At 70.4% G+C, this 19487-nt stretch carries 3 protein-coding genes; all 3 read left to right on the top strand.

Annotated elements, in window-relative coordinates:
* The first annotated feature begins 51 nt into the window (after nucleotides 1-51).
* From FB600_RS01230 to FB600_RS01220, 3 genes are read left to right on the top strand one after another with little or no spacing between them, the layout of a single operon-like run.
* Complete coding sequence (locus tag FB600_RS01230) at nucleotides 52-16995, top strand: non-ribosomal peptide synthetase (protein ID WP_145756095.1); 16944 nt, start codon at nucleotides 52-54, stop codon at nucleotides 16993-16995.
* 13 nt (nucleotides 16996-17008) lie between these two features.
* Nucleotides 17009-18196, top strand: a complete 1188-nt coding sequence (locus FB600_RS01225) for a cupin-like domain-containing protein (protein ID WP_145756094.1) — start codon at nucleotides 17009-17011, stop codon at nucleotides 18194-18196.
* Nucleotides 18193-19467: an MFS transporter gene (locus FB600_RS01220; RefSeq protein WP_145756093.1), complete on the top strand. Its 1275-nt coding sequence runs from the start codon at nucleotides 18193-18195 to the stop codon at nucleotides 19465-19467. The genes FB600_RS01225 and FB600_RS01220 overlap by 4 nt, the downstream gene beginning before the upstream one ends.
* The last annotated feature ends 20 nt before the right edge of the window (nucleotides 19468-19487 follow it).

Raw genomic sequence — 19487 nt, 5'->3', positions numbered from 1 at the left:
CCGCGCGTCCCTGGCGCTTCACGAGGCTGGTCGCATGAAGGAGAAAGCGCAGTGAACCAGACAGTCCTGCTGGGCGAAGTGCATCCGTTGACGGCCGCGCAACGAGAAATCTGGCTCGACCAGGCCGTGCACGGCGATGCACCGGTCTACAAGATCGGCGGGTACACGCGAATCGCCGGTAGCATCGACGCGGCGTGCTTCGAACGCGCCGTGAACCTGCTGGTGGCGCGTCATGACGCGCTGCGCCTGGTGCTGGTGCCGGGCGAGAACGGGGAGGGGCTGCCGCGCCAGGCGGTCGCGAAGACCCTCACGGTCGAGGTGCCCCTGCACGATTTCTCGGCCGAGCCGGATCCGGATGCCGCGGCGATCGCCTGGGCCCGGCAGCGGCTGGCCGAATCGTTTCCGCTCGACGGCCGGCCCCTGTTCCGCTTCGAGCTGGCGAGAATCGATGCGACGAACTTTTTGTTCACGCTGAATTTCCATCACCTGATCGTCGACGGCTGGGCGATCGGCCTGCTGGTCGATTCGCTGGCACGGATCTACAGCGCGCTGGCGCAGGGCCGGGAACCGGAGCTCGATGCGCCGTCCTATCTCGAGTTCGTCGAGCAGGATCGCGCGTTTCGCGAGTCGCCTCAGTTCGAGCGGCAGCGCGCCTACTGGCTCGACAAGTACCGTTCGGTGCCCGATCCGCTGTTCGCGCCGCGTTCTCGCGAGCGCTTCGACGGGCCGGTCGCGCCGAGCGGGCACCATGCGCTGTGCCTGCCGCGCGCGTTCTACGATCGCATCGCCGCCTTCGCGCGGCGCTGCGAGTCGACGCCGTTCCATGTGATCCTCGGCCTGCTTCATGTGTATTTCTCGCGCACCGCCCAGCGCGACGAGCTGGCGATCGGCCTGCCGATCCTGAATCGCTCGAATGCGCGGATGCGGCAGACGGCCGGCATGTTCACCGGCGTCAGCGCGGTGCGCCTGGGCTACGATCCGGCGCAGCGCTTCGACGAACTGCTGAAGTCGCTCGGCCAGACGCTCAAGCAGGATTACCGTCATCAGCGCTTCCCGATCAGCGAGCTGAACCGCTCGCTCGGGCTGCTGCAGGCGCGCCGCGCGCAGTTGTTCGACATATCGGTGTCGTACGAGCGGGACGATTACGACATGCGTTTCGGCGAGAGCCCGGCGCAGGTGCATATGTGCTCGAACGGGCACGAGCAGCTGCCGCTGGCCCTGCATATCCGCGAGAACCGCTTCGATGCGAACGCGTGGATTCACTTCATGTACAACCGCGCCTACTTCGAGCAGGAGGAAGTCGAGGCGATCGGCGCGCGTTTCGAGCAGTTGCTCGGGCAGGTGCTCGAGGATGCGCGCGTGCCGGTTGCCGACTTGCGCTTGCCGACGGCTGGGGAGCTCGCGCGTCTGCGGGCGTGGAGTGCGAGCCCGGCGGCGTTCGAGCGGGACGAGCCGCTGCATCGCCTGTTCGAGGCCCGTGCGGCGCAAACGCCGGACGCGGTTGCGCTGGAATTCGAGGGGCAGCGCCTGAGCTACGGCGAGCTGAACGCGTGGGCCAATCGCGTCGCGCATCGCCTGGTCGGGCTGGGCGTGAAGCCGGACGATCGCGTGGCGATCTGCGTGGAGCGCGGCCCGGGCATGATCGCCGGGCTGCTGGGGGTGCTGAAGGCCGGCGCCGGTTACGTGCCGCTTGACCCGGCTTACCCGGCCGAGCGGCTTGCCTACACGCTGGGCGACAGCGCGCCGCTGGCGGTGCTGGTGCAGGCCGGCACGCGCGAGGTGCTGGGCGGGTTGACGGTGCCGGTGATCGATATCGATGCGCCAGGCGAAAGCGATGCGTCGAGCGACAATCCGGTGGTGGAAGGGCTGAATGCGCGCAGCCTCGCTTATGTGATCTACACCTCGGGTTCGACGGGGCAGCCGAAGGGCGTGATGATCGAGCACCGCAACGTGACGCGGCTGTTCGCGGCCACGCAAGCGTGGTACGGCTTCGGACCTCAGGACACCTGGGCGCTGTTCCACTCGTTCGCCTTCGACTTCTCGGTCTGGGAAATCTGGGGCGCGCTGCTGCACGGCGGCCGGCTGGTGATCGTGCCGAAACTGACGAGTCGCTCGCCGCAGGCGTGTTACGCGCTGCTTTGCGATACCGGCGTGACGGTGCTGAACCAGACGCCGAGCGCGTTCCGTCAGCTGATCGCGGCACAGGCCGAGAGCGATCGCGAGCACGAGCTGCGTCACGTGGTGTTCGGCGGGGAGGCGCTGGAAGTCGGAATGCTGCGCCCTTGGTACGAGGATGCGCGCAACCGCGATTGCCAACTCGTCAACATGTACGGCATCACCGAGACGACGGTGCACGTGACGTATTGGCCCTTGAGCGCCGAGGGCGGCGGAACGCCGGCGGGGATCGGGCGACCGATCCCGGATCTGTCGGTCCATGTGCTGGACGCGAACCTGAACCCGGTGCCGATCGGGGTGGCGGGGGAGCTGTGCGTCGGCGGGGCGGGCGTGGCTCGCGGTTACCTGAACCAGCCGGAATTGACGGCACGGCGTTTCATCCGCAATCCGTTCAGCGAGGATGGCGAGGCGAGGCTGTACCGCAGCGGCGACCTGGCGCGTTTCCTGCCGGACGGCACGCTGGAATACCTGGGGCGTATCGATACGCAGGTCAAGATCCGGGGTTTCCGGATCGAGCTCGGGGAAATCGAGGCGGCGTTGTCGGCCTTGCCAGGCGTACGAGAAACCCTGGTGATGGCGCGGGAAGACGAGCCCGGTGAAAAGCGGCTCGTCGCGTATTTCGTTGTGGACGATACCGAGGCGGCTTCGGACACGGCAACGCTACGTGCCGGCTTGTCCCGCACGCTGCCCGACTTCATGCTGCCGGCGGCCTTCGTCGCGCTCGAGCGCTTCCCGCTGACGGCGAACGGCAAGATCGATCGCAAGGCGCTGCCGCGCCCCGCGCAAACGGTGGACGCCCGGCAGTACGTGGCGCCGCGTACCTCGATCGAGGAACGGCTCGCGGCGATCTGGGCGCAGGTGCTGCACCTCGATCGCGTCGGCATCCACGACAACTTCTTCGCCGTCGGGGGCGATTCGATCCGTGCGGTGTCGGTGCTGTCGAAGGCGAAGGCACAAGGGCTGGAGTTCGCGCTGGTCGATCTGTTCACGCGGCAGAGCATCGCCAATCTGGCCCAGGCGCTGACGCTGGACGAGGTGAGCGTGGCGCAGGAAGCCGCCGCGCTGAGCCTGAGCGCGGCCGACCAGGCGCGCCTGCCGGCGGGCATCGAGGATGCCTATCCGCTGACCTACCTGCAACGCGGGATGGTCTACCACAACCAGCAGGCTTCCGAGGACGCCTCGATCTACCACGACGTCTTCAGCTACCGCTTCGGCGTGCCGGCCTGGGACGAGGCCAAGCTGCGGCTGGCCCTCGACGCGATGACGCGTCGCCATCCCGTGCTGCGCACCTCGTTCGACTTCGATCGTTTCGACGAGCCGATGCAACTGGTTCATGCCGAAGGGCGGGTTCCGCTGACGGTCATCGATCTGTCGGGGCTGGGCGAGGCGGAACAGGCGCGCGTGATCGCGGAGTTCGTGGAGGCGGAGCGCAAGACGCGGGTGGCGCTGGAAGTGGCGCCCTTGCTGCGTGTGTTCATCCATGTGCGAGGCGCCGACGAGATCCAGTACACGCTGAGCTTCCACCACGCGATCCTGGATGGCTGGAGCGTGGCGTCGCTCAACACCGAGCTGTTCGCTGCCTACCTGGAATTGCTCGACGGCAACGCGTCCGAGCTTGCCCTGGCGCCGCTCGCACGCACCCCGCGCAGCGCGGTGGAAAGCGAGCGCGGCGCACTCGCCTCCGAGACGCATCGCGAGTTTTGGCGAAACACGCTCTCCGGCCACTCGTTCAGCGGCTTGCCGCCGGCGGAGCCCGGTGCGGGACCGGATATCGCGCGGCCCGAATTGCGCGTGACCCTCGATGACAGCCTGCGCGCCAGCTTGCAGAGCGTGGCGAACGGACTGGGCGTGCCGATGCGCAGCGTGCTGCTGGCCGCGCACCTGCGGGTGCTGTCGATGCTGTCGGGCAAATTGGATGTCACCACCGGCCTGGTGTCGAACGTGCGCCAGGAGCAGGACGACGGCGAGAAGGTGCTGGGCCTGTTCCTGAACACCTTGCCGCTGCGCCAGGAACTGAAGCCGTCGAGCTGGGCCGAGCTGATCCGCCAGACCTTCGGCACCGAGCTGGAGGTGATCCGTCATCGCCATTACCCGTACTTCCAGATCCAGCTCGACAACGATCGCACCGCGCTGTACGAGGTGGCCTTCAACTACGTCAATTTCCACGTCTACGAATCCCTGGGGCGGCATGCCGGCTTCGAGGCGCGCGACTGGCATGCATTCGAGGCGACCAATTTCGCGCTGCTGATCAATTTCGCCGATATGGCGGACGGCCTGACCGTGGACGTCAAGATCGATCCGGCGCGTTTGTCGGCGGGACAAGGCGAGCGGATCCTTGCTTATTACCTGAATGCCTTGCAGGCAATTGCGCACGATGCACAAGCCGCTCATGACCGCATCGACCTGCTGTCGGCGCATGAACGGCAACAGGTGCTGGAAGCCTGGAATCGCGACGTGGCTGCATTTGAACGCGAAGACACGCTTCATGGCCTGTTCGAGGCCCGTGCCGCACAAACGCCGGATGCGGTCGCGCTGGAATTCGAGGGGCGGCGCCTGAGCTACGGCGAGCTGAACGCGTGGGCCAATCGCGTCGCGCATCGCCTGGTCGGGCTGGGCGTGAAGCCGGACGATCGCGTGGCGATCTGCGTGGAGCGCGGCCCGGGCATGATCGCCGGGCTGCTGGGAGTGCTGAAGGCCGGCGCCGGTTACGTGCCGCTTGACCCGGCTTACCCGGCCGAGCGGCTTGCTTACACGCTGGGCGACAGCGCGCCGCTGGCGGTGCTGGTGCAGGCCGGCACGCGCGAGGTGCTGGGCGGGTTGACGGTGCCGGTGATCGATATCGATGCGCCAGGCGAAAGCGACGCCTCAAGCGACAATCCGGTGGTGGAAGGGCTGAATGCGCGCAGCCTCGCTTATGTGATCTACACCTCGGGTTCGACAGGGCAGCCGAAGGGCGTGATGATCGAGCACCGCAACGTGACGCGGCTGTTCGCGGCCACGCAAGCGTGGTACGGCTTCGGACCTCAGGACACCTGGGCGCTGTTCCACTCGTTCGCCTTCGACTTCTCGGTCTGGGAAATCTGGGGCGCGCTGCTGCACGGCGGCCGGCTGGTGATCGTGCCGAAACTGACGAGTCGCTCGCCGCAGGCGTGTTATGCGCTGCTTTGCGATACCGGCGTGACGGTGCTGAACCAGACGCCGAGCGCGTTCCGTCAGCTGATCGCGGCACAGGCCGAGAGCGATCGCGAGCACAAGCTGCGTCACGTGGTGTTCGGCGGGGAGGCGCTGGAAGTCGGAATGCTGCGTCCCTGGTACGAGGATGCGCGCAACCGCGATTGCCAACTCGTCAACATGTACGGCATCACCGAGACGACGGTGCACGTGACGTATTGGCCCTTGAGCGCCGAAGGTGGCGGAACGTCGGCGGGGATCGGGCGGCCGATCCCGGATCTGTCGGTCCATGTGCTGGACGCGAACCTGAATCCGGTGCCGATCGGGGTGGCGGGGGAGCTGTGCGTCGGCGGGGCGGGCGTGGCTCGCGGCTACCTGAACCAGCCGGAATTGACGGCACGGCGTTTCATCCGCAATCCGTTCAGCGAGGATGGCGAGGCGAGGCTGTACCGCAGCGGCGACCTGGCGCGCTTCCTGCCGGACGGCACGCTGGAATACCTGGGGCGTATCGATACGCAGGTCAAGATCCGGGGTTTCCGGATCGAGCTCGGGGAAATCGAGGCGGCGTTGTCGGCCTTGCCGGGGGTGCGAGAGGCCCTGGTGATGGCGCGAGAGGACGAGCCTGGCGAAAAGCGGCTCGTCGCGTATTTCGTCGCGGACGCGGCACACGCTCAGCATGATGTCGCCGATCTGCGCGCGGAACTGTCCCGCACGCTGCCCGACTTCATGCTGCCGGCGGCCTTCGTCGCGCTCGAGCGCTTCCCGCTGACGGCGAACGGCAAGATCGATCGCAAGGCGCTGCCGCGCCCCGCGCAAACGGTGGATGCCCGGCAGTACGTGGCGCCGCGTACCTCGATCGAGGAACGGCTCGCGGCGATCTGGGCGCAGGTGCTGCACCTCGATCGCGTCGGCATCCACGACAACTTCTTCGCCGTCGGGGGCGATTCGATCCGTGCGGTGTCGGTGCTGTCGAAGGCGAAGGCGCAAGGGCTGGAGTTCGCGCTGGTCGATCTGTTCACGCGGCAGAGCATCGCCAATCTGGCCCAGGCGCTGACGCTGGACGAGGTGAGCGTGGCGCAGGAAGCCGCCGCGCTGAGCCTGAGCGCGGCCGACCAGGCGCGCCTGCCGGCGGGCATCGAGGATGCCTATCCGCTGACCTACCTGCAACGCGGGATGGTCTACCACAACCAGCAGGCTTCCGAGGACGCCTCGATCTACCACGACGTCTTCAGCTACCGCTTCGGCGTGCCGGCCTGGGACGAGGCCAAGCTGCGGCTGGCCCTCGACGCGATGACGCGTCGCCATCCCGTGCTGCGCACCTCGTTCGACTTCGATCGTTTCGACGAGCCGATGCAGCTGGTTCATGCCGAAGGGCGGGTTCCGCTGACGGTCGTTGATCTGTCGGGGCAGGATGAGGCGGAACAGGCGCGCGTGATCGCGGAATTCGTGGAGGCGGAGCGCAAGACGCGGGTGGCGCTGGAGGTGGCGCCCTTGCTGCGCGTGTTCATCCACGTGCGAGGCGCCGACGAGATCCAGTACACGCTGAGCTTCCACCACGCGATCCTGGATGGCTGGAGCGTGGCGTCGCTCAACACCGAGCTGTTCGCTGCCTACCTGGCACTGCTCGACGGCGACGCGTCCGAGCTCGAGCTGGCGCCGCTTGCGCACACCCCGCGCAGCGCGGTGGAAAGCGAGCGCGGCGCACTCGCCTCCGAGGCGCATCGCGAATTCTGGCGCCGCTATCTATCCGGCTATACCTTCAGCGAACTGCCTCCCGCCGAACCCGCCGAACCCGGCGCGCCGTCGGCGCCGCTCAGCGCGAGCGTCGACGAAGGCGTGCGCGACCGGCTGCGCGCGGTGGCGAACGGACTGGGCGTGCCGATGCGCAGCGTGCTGCTGGCCGCGCACCTGCGGGTGTTGTCGATGCTGTCGGGCAAATTGGACGTGACCACCGGCCTGGTGTCGAACGTGCGCCAGGAGCAGGACGACGGCGAGAAGGTGCTGGGCCTGTTCCTGAACACCTTGCCGCTGCGCCAGGAACTGAAGCCGTCGAGCTGGACCGAGCTGATCCGCCAGACCTTCGGCACCGAGCTGGAGGTGATCCGTCATCGCCATTACCCGTACTTCCAGATCCAGCTCGACAACGATCGCACCGCGCTGTACGAGGTGGCCTTCAACTACGTCAATTTCCACGTCTACGAATCGCTGGCGGGGCACGCCGGCTTCGAGGCGCGCGGCGGCCATGGTTTCGAGGCCACCAACTTCCCGTTCGGCGTGAGCTTCGGCGACATGTCGAGCGGCCTGAGCATCGATCTCAAGCTCGACGCGTCGCGTTTCTCGCCTGCCCAAGGCGCGCGCATCCTCGCTTATTACGTGGCCGCGCTGGAGGCCATCGCCGCCGACGCGCAGGCCGATCACAGCCGCGCCGATCTGCTGTCCCGCGCCGAGCGCGAGCAGCTGCTGGTGCACTGGAACGATACGGCGATGCCGTTCCCCGAGCACGCCTGCCTGCACCAACTGGTCGAGCAGCAGGCGGCGCGCCGTCCCGATGCGATCGCGGTGGTCGATGCGCGGGAACGGCTGAGCTATGCCGAACTCAATGCCCGCGCCAACCGGCTCGCGCACCGGCTGCGCCGGCTGGGCATCGCGCCCGACGATCGCGTCGCCCTCTGCATGGAGCGCGGCGCCACCATCGTGGTGGCGATCCTGGCCGTGATGAAGGCCGGCGGCGCCTACGTGCCGCTCGATCCGGCCTATCCGGCCGAGCGGCTCGCGCATATGCTGGCCGACAGCGCGCCGGTGGCGGCACTGACCGACAGCCGCTCGCGCGCCCGCCTGGCGGGCCTGCCCGCCGCCGTGCCGGTGTTCGAGCTCGACACGCAGGCGGATTCATGGCGAGACGAGGCGGTCGACGATCTGCCGCCTGGCGAGATCGGGCTGGACGCCGGCCACCTGGCCTACGTCATCTACACCTCGGGCTCGACCGGCACGCCGAAGGGCGTGATGATCGAGCACCGCGGGTTGGTCAACCATGCCATGGCGATCATCGCCAGCTTCGAGGTGCGGGAGGACAGCCGCGTGCTGCAGTTCGCCTCCACCAGCTTCGATGCGAGCATCTCCGAGGTGGTCATGGCGCTGTGCCGTGGCGCCGCGCTGTATGTGCCGGCCGACGGGATCCGCCAGGACCGCCGTGCGCTGTGGGCCTATCTCGAACGCGAGGCGATCACGCACGCGACCCTGCCGCCGGCGCTGCTGCAGGACGGCGAGGCCTTGCCGCCGATCGCCACGCGCCCGACCCTGACCCTGGCGGGCGAGGCGCCCGGCGCGGCGCTGTTTCGCGCACTGGCCGGGCAGGCCGTGCTGCTCAACGGCTACGGGCCGACCGAGGGCACCGTGTGCGCCGCCGCCTGGCGCTGCCCGCCCGGCTTCGACGACGACACCGTGCCGATCGGGCGTCCGATCGGCAACGTGCGGCTCTATCTGCTCGACGCGCATGGCCAGCCGGTACCGGTCGGCACGCCGGGCGAGATTCACATCGGCGGGGCGGGCGTGGCTCGCGGCTACCTGAACCAGCCCGCGCTGAGCGCCGCGCGTTTCCTGCGCGATCCGTTCAGCGAGACGCCGCGCGCGCGCATGTATCGAAGCGGCGACCTGGCGCGCTACCAGCCCGACGGCAACCTGGTGTTCCTCGGCCGCAACGACGACCAGGTCAAGATTCGCGGCTTCCGCATCGAGCTCGGCGAGATCGAGGCCCGGCTGGCCGAAGTCGAGGGGGTGCGCGAGGTGGCCGTGATCGTGCGCGAGGACGCGGCGGGCGACCGGCGCCTGGTGGCCTACTACACAGCGGCGGACGGCCAGGCGGAGGCGGCCGGCGCCGAGGCGCTGCGCGAGCATGCCGCGAACCGTCTGCCTCGCCACATGGTGCCGGCTGCCTATGTCGCGCTCGATGCCCTGCCGCTCACGGCCAACGGCAAGCTCGACCGTCGCGCGCTGCCCGCCCCCGAGGCGGGGGCCTACGCGCGACGCGACTACGCCGCGCCGCAAGGCGAAGCGGAGTGCCTGCTGGCCGAAGTCTGGTCGGCGCTGCTCGGGGTCGAGCAGGTGAGCCGGCACGACAACTTCTTCGAGCTCGGCGGCCATTCGCTGCTGGCCGTGCGCCTGGTCGCGAAACTGCGCGAGGCCGGCCTCGAGGCCGATATCCAGACGCTGTTCGGCGCGCCCACGCTGGCCGACCTGGCCGCCTCGCTGCATACGGCCTCGGACCACGCGGTGCCGCCCAACCGGATTCCCGCCGACGCGCGCCATCTCGAACCGTCGATGCTGAGCCTGGTCGAGCTGGACCAGGCCGAGATCGACGCCGTCGTCGCGACGGTGCCGGGCGGCGCGGCGAACGTGCAGGACATCTACCCGCTCGCGCCGCTGCAGGAAGGGATGCTCTACCACCATCTCGCGCAGAGCGAGGGCGACGCCTACCTGTCGCGGGTGCGTTTCGGCTTCGGCAGCCGCGCCGCGCTGGAGCGCTTCGTGGCCGCCTTGCAGGCGGTGGTGACGCGGCACGACGTGCTGCGCACGGGGATCGCCTGGGAGGGCTTGCGCGAGCCGGTGCAGGTGGTGCGTCGCGAGGCGCGGCTGCCGGCCGAGGAGGTGACGGGGCTCGACCCGGCGCTCGGCGAGGTCGGCCTGCAATTGCAGGATCGCTTCGATCCCCGGCATTTCCGCATCGACCTGCGCCAAGCGCCGCCGATGACGATCCGCTACACCCACGACGCGGCGGCCGACAGCTGGGTGCTGCTGCTGCTGACCCACCACATCGCGCTCGATCATACCGATATCGCGATCCTGCTGCGCGAGGTGGCGGCCCATCTCGACGGAAGCTGGGACACGCTGCCGCCGCCGCCGGCGTTCCGCGACCACGTCGCCCGTGCGCGGCTGGGCGGGCGCGGCCCGCGCAGCGAAGCCTTCTTCCGCGCGATGTTGTCCGACGTCGACGAGCCGACCCTGCCTTACGGCCTCGGCAACCTCGACGCCGACAACGAGGGCGAGCGCGTGGAGATCGTCAACGCCGTGCGCGAACTGGCGCCGGAGCTGGCATCGCGGCTGCGCCAGCAGGCGCGCCGGCTCGGCGTGAGCGTGGCCAGCCTGTTCCACCTCGCCTGGGGGCACGTGATCGGCAAGCTGTCGGGTCGCGAGGACGTGGTGTTCGGCACCGTCCTGCTGGGCCGCTGGCAGGGCGGCGAGCGCGTCGAGCACGTGGTGGGGCTGTTCATCAACACCTTGCCGCTGCGGGTGGAGGTGGGCGGCATCGGCGTGCGCGACGCGGCGCTGCGCACGCATCGCACGCTGGCCGACCTGATGGGCCACGAGCATGCCTCGCTGGCCTTCGCGCAGCGCTGCAGCGGGGTGGCCGCTCCGGCGCCGCTGTTCAGCGCCTTGCTCAACTTCCGCCACAGCGCGGAAGGCACCGTGATCGACGGCGGCAGCATTCCGGGCTGGCAGGGCATCGAGGTGCTCGACGGCGAGGAGCGCACCAACTACCCGTGCGCGCTGTGCGTCGACGATCTCGGCGAGGGTTTCAGGCTGACCACCCAGTTGGTCGCGCAGTTCGACGCGGCGCGCGTGTGCGCCTATCTCGAGCGCGCCGTCGGCAGCCTGGCGACGGCGCTCGAACAGGCGCCGGGCCTGCCCGTGCGCGAACTGGCCTGGCTCCCCGAGGCGGAGCGCCGGCAATTGATCGAGGGCTGGAATGCCAGCGAGGCGCCGTGCCCGTTCGAGTCCGGCGTGCATGCCCTGTTCGAGGCCCAGGCGGCGCGCACGCCCGACGCCCCGGCGCTGGTGGACGGCGCGCGCTCGCTCGACTACGGCACGCTCGACGCGCTGGCGAACCGGCTCGCGCGCCACCTTGCCGCCGCCGGCGTGGCGGCGGGCGAGCGCGTGGCGATTTTGCTCGATCGCTCGATCGAGTTGATCCTGGCCGAGCTGGCGATCCTCAAATGCGGCGCCGTCTACGTCCCGCTCGACCGCAACGCGCCGGCCGAACGCCAGGCCTTCATGCTCGCCGATTGCGGCGCGCGCTGCCTGTTGAGCCTGAGCGGGCACGCGGCGCCCGATCTCGCGGCGCTGCAACGCATCGACATCGACATGGTGCTGGCCGGCGCCGACGCCCAAGCGCAGCCCGACGCGCCGCAGCCCGCGGCATCGGCCGGCGGGGATCAGGCGGCCTACATCATGTACACCTCGGGCTCGACCGGGCAGCCGAAGGGCGTGATCATCGCGCATCGCGGCATCAACCGCCTGGTCGTCAACAACGGCTACGCCGAATTCGCGCCGAGCGACCGCATCGCCTTCACCTCGAACCCGGCGTTCGACGCCAGCACCATGGAAGTGTGGGGCGCGCTGCTGCACGGCGCCTGCCTGGTGGTGGTGCCGCACGAGGCGCTGCTGTCGGCGCCGCGGCTCGCCGCGCTGCTGCAGGCCGAGCGCGTCAACATCCTGCACTTGGTGGCGGGCCTGCTCAGCTCCCATGCCGACGCGCTCGCGCCGGTATTCCCGAGGCTGCGCTACCTGCTCACCGGCGGCGACGCGGCCGACGTGCGCGCGGTGCAGCGGATCATGCGCAACGGCGCGCCGCAACATCTGGTGCATTGCTATGGCCCGACCGAATCGACCACCTTCGCCACCACCTACACGCTGCGCGCCGGCGACGAGCCGATGGAGCGGCTGCCGATCGGCCGGCCGATCTCGAACACGCGCGTCTACCTGCTGGACCGGCTCGGCGAGCCCGCGCCGGTGGGCGTGCCGGGCGAGCTGCACGTCGGCGGCAAGGGGGTGGCGCTCGGCTACCTGAACCTCGACGCGCTGAGCGCCGAGCGCTTCGTGCGCGATCCCTTCGCGCCGGCCGGGGATTCGGCGGCGCGCATGTATCGCACCGGCGATCTGGCGCGCTACCTGCCCGACGGCAATATCGAATACCTGGGCCGCAACGACGGCCAGGTCAAGATCCGCGGTTTTCGCGTCGAGCCGGGCGAGATCGAGGCGAAGCTGGGTGCTTGCGGCCTGCGCGACGCGGTGGTGATCGTGCGCGAGGACGTGCCGGGGGACAAGCGCCTGGTGGTGTACCACACCGACGCCGCCTGCGATGTCGAGGCGGTGCGCGAGTACCTGCGCCGCAGCCTGCCCGAGTACATGGTGCCGGCCGCCTATGTGGCGCTCGCGGCACTGCCCTTGACGGCGAACGGCAAGCTCGACCGCCGCGCGCTGCCGGCGCCCGACGCCGCCGCGTTCGGCCAGCAGGCCTACGAGGCGCCGCAAGGCGAGCTGGAGGCCACGCTGGCGGCGCTCTGGTCGGAATTGCTGGGCGTCGCCCGGGTGGGGCGACAGGACAATTTCTTCGCGCTCGGCGGCCATTCCTTGCTGGCGGTGCGCGTGATCGGCCGCCTGCGCGAACGCTTCGGCGAGGCTGCCACGCTCAAGACGCTGTTCGAGGCGCCGAGCCTGGCCGCCTTCGCGCAACGGCTTGCGCTCGCGGGCCCGGCGCGCACGGGCGCATCCGGGGATGGCGGCGCGGCGCGCTTCGCGCCGGCGGCATCGGCCGCGCGGCGCGAGGCCGGGGCGGCGTTCCCGCTGTCCTACGTGCAGGAGCGGCTGTGGCTGATCCAGCAGCGCGACGGCGGCCGCGCCTACAACATGAACGGCGCGCTGGTGCTCGACGGGCCCTTGTCGATGGCGGCGCTGCAGGCCGCCTTCGACGGGCTGGTCGCGCGTCACGAGACGCTGCGCACGCGTTTCGAGATCGCCGCGGGCAGCGACACGCCCTCGCAGTTCGTCGATGCCCCGCGGGCGGTGGCCTTGCCGGTCCATGAGATCGTCGAGGCCGACCTGCACGCGGCGCTCGAGCGTCACGGCGGCATCGAGTTCGACCTGCGGCGCGCCCCGCTGATGGACGTGCGGGTGCTGCGGATCACGCCGCGGCGGCACGTGGTGTCGATCGTGATGCATCACATCGTCTCCGACGGCTGGTCGCTGGGGGTGTTCGTGCGCGATCTGCGCGCGCTCTATCTCGCGGCCCGCGACGCTCAGGACGGCGACGCGGCGGCGGCGCCGCTCGTGCCCCTCGCGGCCCAGTACGCCGATTACGCGTGCTGGCAGCGCGAGCAGGATCTCGCGCCGCACCTGGCTCACTGGACGGCGCGGCTCGACGGCCTGGGCGCGCCGGTCGACCTGACGGTGCCGGGCACGCCCGCCGACGCCGATCATGGGCCGGCCGGCGTGCTGCGCCGCAGGCTGTCGCCGGCGCTGTCGGGCCGGCTCGCGCAGCTGAGCCGGCAGCGCGGCGTGAGCCTGTTCACCATCTTCCTGGTCGCGCTGGGCGTGCTGCACCATCGCCGCAGCGGCCGCAAGGACTTCTGCATCGGCACCACCACCGCCGGGCGCGACGACGCGCTGCTGGAGCCCTTGATCGGCTTCTTCATCAATATCCTGCCGCTGCGCCTGGACCTGTCGGGCGAGCCCGATGTCGCGACCCTGCTGGCCAGGGCGGGCGAGCGCGTGCTGGAGGCGCTGGAACACCAGGCGCTGCCGTTCGAGCACATGCTGGCGGCCGTGCCGGCGCTGCGCCAGCACGACGCTCGCTCGCCGGTGCCGGTGATGCTGCGGCACCAGAACGTGCCGCCCGTCGAGACGCACGACTGGGGCGGCGGGCTCTCGCTGTCGGTGCAGCAGGAGGTGGTCAACCGCCAGGCGCAGTCGGACCTGGACCTGGAGATCTTCGGTGACGGCAAGGGGCTCGAACTGGTGGCCAACTACGACAGCCTGCGTTTCGATGCCAGCCAGATGGATTTCATGCTGACCGTGCTGGAGGAATTGCTGGCGCGCATGGCCGACGCGCCCGAGACCTCGCTGGCGGCGCTGCGCGAGCCGACGCCGGCCGAGCAGGCGCTGGTGGCGCGCTCGAACGACACGCGGCGCGCCTATCCAGGCACCAGCGTGAACGCGCTGTTCGCGCGGCAACTGGCCGAGCGTCCCGATGCGCCGGCCTGCGTGTTCGAGGGCGAGGTCGCGAGCTACGCCGAGCTGGACCGGCTGGCCGGACGCATCGCCCGCGCGCTGCATCGGCGCGGGATCGGCGCCGGCACGCGGATCGCCCTGCATTACCCGCGCTCGACCGGCTTCGTGGCCGCGATCCTGGCCGCGTTCCGGCTGGGCGCCGCCTACGTGCCGATCGACCCCGGCTATCCCGCCGCCTACGTGCGGCGCACGCTGGACGACGCGATGCCGGCGGCGATCGTCACCACGGCCGCGTTGGCGCCGTCGTTCGAGGCCGGCGGCGCGCCGGTGCTGCGGCTCGACGTCGAAGCGGATCTCGAAGCCGATCTCGAGTCCGGCGAGTTCGACGCGCAGCCGGCCTTCGAGGCGGCCGCGACCGGGCCCGACGATCTCGCCTACATCGCCTACACCTCGGGTTCGACCGGGCAGCCCAAGGGCGTGATGGTCGAGCACCGCCAGTTGATGAACTGCCTGCAGGCCCTCTGGGAGCGCACGCCTTACGCGGCCGACGAGGTGGTCGCCCAGAAGACCTCGATGTCCTTCGTGCCCTCCATCAAGGAGATGCTGTCGGGGCTGCTGGCGGGCGTGCCGCAGGTGATCCTGCCCGACGCGGTGGTCAAGGACGCGCCGGCCTTCGCGGCGGCCCTCCAGGCGCATGGCGTGACGCGCCTGAACCTGGTGCCCTCGCACCTGGCCGTGCTGCTCGAGCATGCCGGGCAGCTGGGCGCGCTGCGCCACGTCACCACCGCGGGCGAGCCGCTCAGCCGTCGCCTGGCCAGGCGCTTCGCCGCCACGCTGCCGCGCGCGCGCCTGCACAACAACTACGGCTGCAGCGAGCTGAACGACATCAGCTATGGCGAGGGCGCCGAGCTGGCCGCGCTGCACGCGGTGGCGCCGGCGGGACGGCCGATCGCCAACTGCCGCGTCCACCTGCTCGACGAGCGGCTCGCGCCGGTGCCGGTGGGGGCCGTGGGCATGCTGCACGTCGAGGGCGACCCGGTCGGCCCCGGCTACTGGAACCGGCCCGACCTGACGGCCGAGCGCTTCGTGCGTCATCCCGCGACGGGCGCCTGGCTGCTGCGCACCGGCGATCTCGGCCTGTGGCTGGCCGACGGACAATTGCTGCACCTGGGGCGCGAGGACTTCCAGATCAAGGTGCGCGGGCAGCGCGTCGAGCTGCCCGCCGTCGAGCTGGAGCTGGCCTCGCATCCGCAATTGGCGGCGGCCGCCGCGATCGGGCGCGAACTGGGCGGCGAACTGCAGCTGGTGGCGTACTACGTGCCGCGGCCGGGTGCCGAGCTCGACGCCAGCGCGTTGCACGCCTGGCTGGCAGAGCGCCTGCCCGCGCCGATGGTGCCGAGCCGCTTCGCGGCGCTCGAGGCCATGCCGCTGCTGCCGAACGGCAAGCTCGACCGGCTCGCGCTGCGCGCGCTCGATCCCGGCGCGGCCCAGCTTGCCGCGGGCCGCCACGAGGCACCGGTGGGCGAACTCGAAACCCAGCTGGCGCGGATCTGGGCCGCGGCGCTGGGGCTCGAGCGGGTCGGCCGGCACGACAACTTCTTCGCGATCGGCGGCCATTCGCTGATGGCGGCGCAGGTGGCGGTGCGCGCCAGCGAGCAGACCGGCGTGAGCCTGTCGGTGCGCAGCATCTTCGATACGCGCACGGTGCACCGGCTCGCGGCCCTGGTCGAGGCGGCCCGCGCGGCGCCCGGCGAATTCGCGCGGCGCCAGTCGAACGACGCGAGCGCGCAATACGTGGTGTTCCACGCCGAGGGGCAACAGCGGCCGCTGTTCCTCACCCACACGCTGCAGGGCTACTCGTGGTATTTCGAGCACCTGGCCGCCCACATCGACGCGTCGATCCCGGTGTACGGGCTGCCGCCGCTCGCGCTCGGCGAAACCCAGCCGCGCACGCTGGAGGCGATCGCGGCGCGTTTCGTGGCCATGATGCGCGGGATCCAGCCCGAGGGGCCGTATCGCGTGGCGGGCTGGTCCTTCGGCGGGCTGATCGCCTACGAGATCGCCACGCAGCTGCTCGCGCAGGGCCAGGAGATCGAGTTCCTCGGCGTGTTCGACACCACGCTGCCGCCGGCCGCGACGGAATTCGACGCGCACCGGATCGCGCTGGTGACGCTGTATTCCTTCGCGATGAACAACTTCAGCGATTTCGAGGCGGGCAGCATCGATTTCGAGGGCGCCACCGATATCGGGCTGCTGATCGACACGCTGGTGCAGGCGATCGAGGCGCGCCGCGAGGCGGGCCGGCCGCTCTGGCACCTGTCCTACGAGACGGCGCGCGAGAACCGGCTGTTCCTGGAGCGCCTGGTGGCGCACGGCGCCGCGATGAGCAGCTGGCGGCCGCGTCCGGCCCCGCTGCGCATGCACGTGTTCGCGGCGGCCGACGCCTCGATCACGCCGCTCGAAGGGCATGCCGCCCTGCCCGAGGCGCTGGGCTGGGAAGCCCTGGTCGAGCGCGAGGCGATCGAGGTGGTGGCGGTGCCCGGCAACCACGAGACGATCATCAAGGTCCATGCCGACGTGCTGGGTCGGGCGATCGGCGAAGTCCTGAACCATCGGCTCGCGCTGCACGACGGCGCGCCGCAATGACAACCGGAGAAACATGATGATTGCACGCGTGACCCGCGCGGAATTCAACGAGGGCGGCTTCCTGGAGCAGGGCAGGCCCGTCATCATCACCGACGCGCTGCACGACTGGCGCATCGCCGAGCGCTGGACGCCCGAGTACCTGGCGAACGTGGCGGGCGAGCGGCGCGTGACGCTGAGCACGGCCAGCGACGGTTATTACCGCCTCAAGCCCTCGCAGGACATCCGCCGCTCGAACACCTTCGAGAACGCCGAGGTCGATTTCGGCACGGCCGCGCGGCGCATGCTGCAAGCCGATGCCGACGACCACGTCTACGTGATGCAGCAGTCGATTCCGCAACTGCTGCCGGAGCTGCTCGACAACCTGGTAGTGCCCGAGTGGATCGCGGCGAACCGGCCGATGATCAATCTCTGGTTCGGCCGCCGCACCTCGTCGCAACTGCATTTCGACTACTCGAACAACCTGTTCGCGCAATTGCACGGCAGCAAGGAGTTCGCGCTGTTCGCGCCGGACGAGACGCCGCGCCTGTACCCGTATCACCACGACGCGGCCACCGCGCACCTGTCCAATGTCGAACCGGACCGGCCCGACCTGGCGGCCTACCCGGACTACGCGCGCGCCGAGGCGATGCGCTTCACGATCCACGCCGGCGAGCTGCTGTTCATGCCGGTGTTCTGGTGGCATCACGTGCGCGCGCCCGGCGTGTCGGTCTCGGTGAATTTCTGGTGGTATCCGACGCTCGGGCAGATCCTCGGCGCCTCGAACGCCACGCGCGCGCTGCCCGGGTTTTATGCCGGCGACCGGCTCGAAGAGTTCCGCCAGGGCTTCCTCGCGCCGGCCGGGCTCGACTTCGTCGCGGCCGGCGCGCGCTTCCTGGAGCACGGCCGGACCTGGGGCGCCGCGCTGTTCGCGATCGCCGCGCTGGACGACTGGGGCCGCCGCCATCTCGCGACGCAGGGCATCGAACGCGCGCCGGGAAGCCGCCTGGCGCTGCTGGCCGAGGAACTGCGGCCGGTGCGTGCGGCCTTGCTGGCCGATGCCACCTTGTCGGCGGCGCATCGCTCGGCGATCGAGGACAGCGCGGCGCTGGCGGCGCTGATCGCGCTCTCGCACGACGATGCGCAGGTCGAGCGGGCACGCGTGGAGGCGCTGCTCGACGCGCTGCGCACCTGCGAGGCCCGATCGCCGGTGCCGGCGTCGTGAGCGTGGCGAGCCAGGCCGGGCCGCACCGCGCCTCGCGCGCGGCGTTCGGCTTCCTGCTGGCCACGGCGCTGATGAACTCGCTGTCCTTCGGCATCATGCTGCCGGTGCTGCCGAACCTGATCAAGCTGATGACGGGCGGCGACACCGCCCAGGCCAGCACCTGGAGCAGCTTGTTCGCGATGGCCTGGGGGGCGATGCAACTGGTCTGCGGGCCGGCCTTCGGCGCCTTGTCGGACCGCATCGGGCGCCGGCCGGTGCTGCTGGTCTCGCTATCCGGCTTCGCCCTCGACGCGTTCGCGATGGCGCTCGCGCCGAACCTGGCCTGGCTGTTCGTGGGCCGCGTGCTGAGCGGGGCGACCGCCTCCAGCATGGTGACGGCCAATGCCTACGTGGCCGACGTGACGCCGCCCGAGGGCCGGGCGCGCGCCTTCGGGCGGATCGGCGCGGCGGTCAGCTTCGGCTTCCTGGCCGGGCCGGTGCTCGGCGGCCTGCTGGCCGGCATCGACCTGCGGCTGCCCTGTTACCTGTCCGGCGTGCTGGCGACGCTGAACTTCCTCTACGGGCTCAAGGCGCTGCCCGAATCGCTGGCGCCCGAGGCGCGCGCGGCCCGCTTCGACTGGCGCCGCCTCAACCCCTTCGCGTCCTTCGCCTGGCTGCGCTCGCGCGGCGACCTGTTCGGGCTCGCGCTGCTGGCCTTCCTGTTCCCGCTGGCCTGGATGGTGGCGCCGACCATCTTCGTGCTCTACGGCGGCTATCGCTATGGCTGGAGCCCGGCGCAGATCGGCCTGGTGATGATGTTGAGCGGCGCGCTCGGCACCCTGGTGCAGGTCGGCCTGGTAGGTCCGATCGTGGCGCGTGTCGGCGAGCGCGGCGCGCTGCTGCTGGGCGCGGCCGGCGGCGTGATCGGCTACGCCTGCTTCGGGCTGGCGGCCACGGGCATCGCCTACCTGGCGATCATGCCCGTCTACGTGCTGTTCAACCTGTTCATGCCGGCCTTGCAGGGGCTCATGACGCGGCGCGTCGGGGAACTGGAGCAGGGGCAGTTGCAGGGGGCCCTGCAGGCCTTCTCGGGGCTCGCGGCGATCCTCGGGCCGCTGGTCTACGGCGCGGCCTTCTCCTGGTCGATCGGCACGCAACCGGCGCGGCCGATGCCGGGTTTCGCCTACTACATCGCGGCGCTGCTGATGGCGGGTGCCTTGCTGCTGGGCTGGCGCGTCGCGCGGCCGGTCGCGGAGGAAACGGCGCAGGCCGCGGAAGCGGTGGCGCGCTAGCTCGCGCGATTCCTCGTCGA

The sequence above is a fragment of the Burkholderia sp. SJZ089 genome (assembly GCF_007828315.1).
In the GTDB taxonomy this organism is placed as follows: Bacteria; Pseudomonadota; Gammaproteobacteria; order Burkholderiales; family Burkholderiaceae; genus Burkholderia; species Burkholderia gladioli.
The sequence above is the reverse complement of the archived record's forward strand: the minus strand, read 5'-3'. Positions and strand labels throughout refer to the sequence as shown.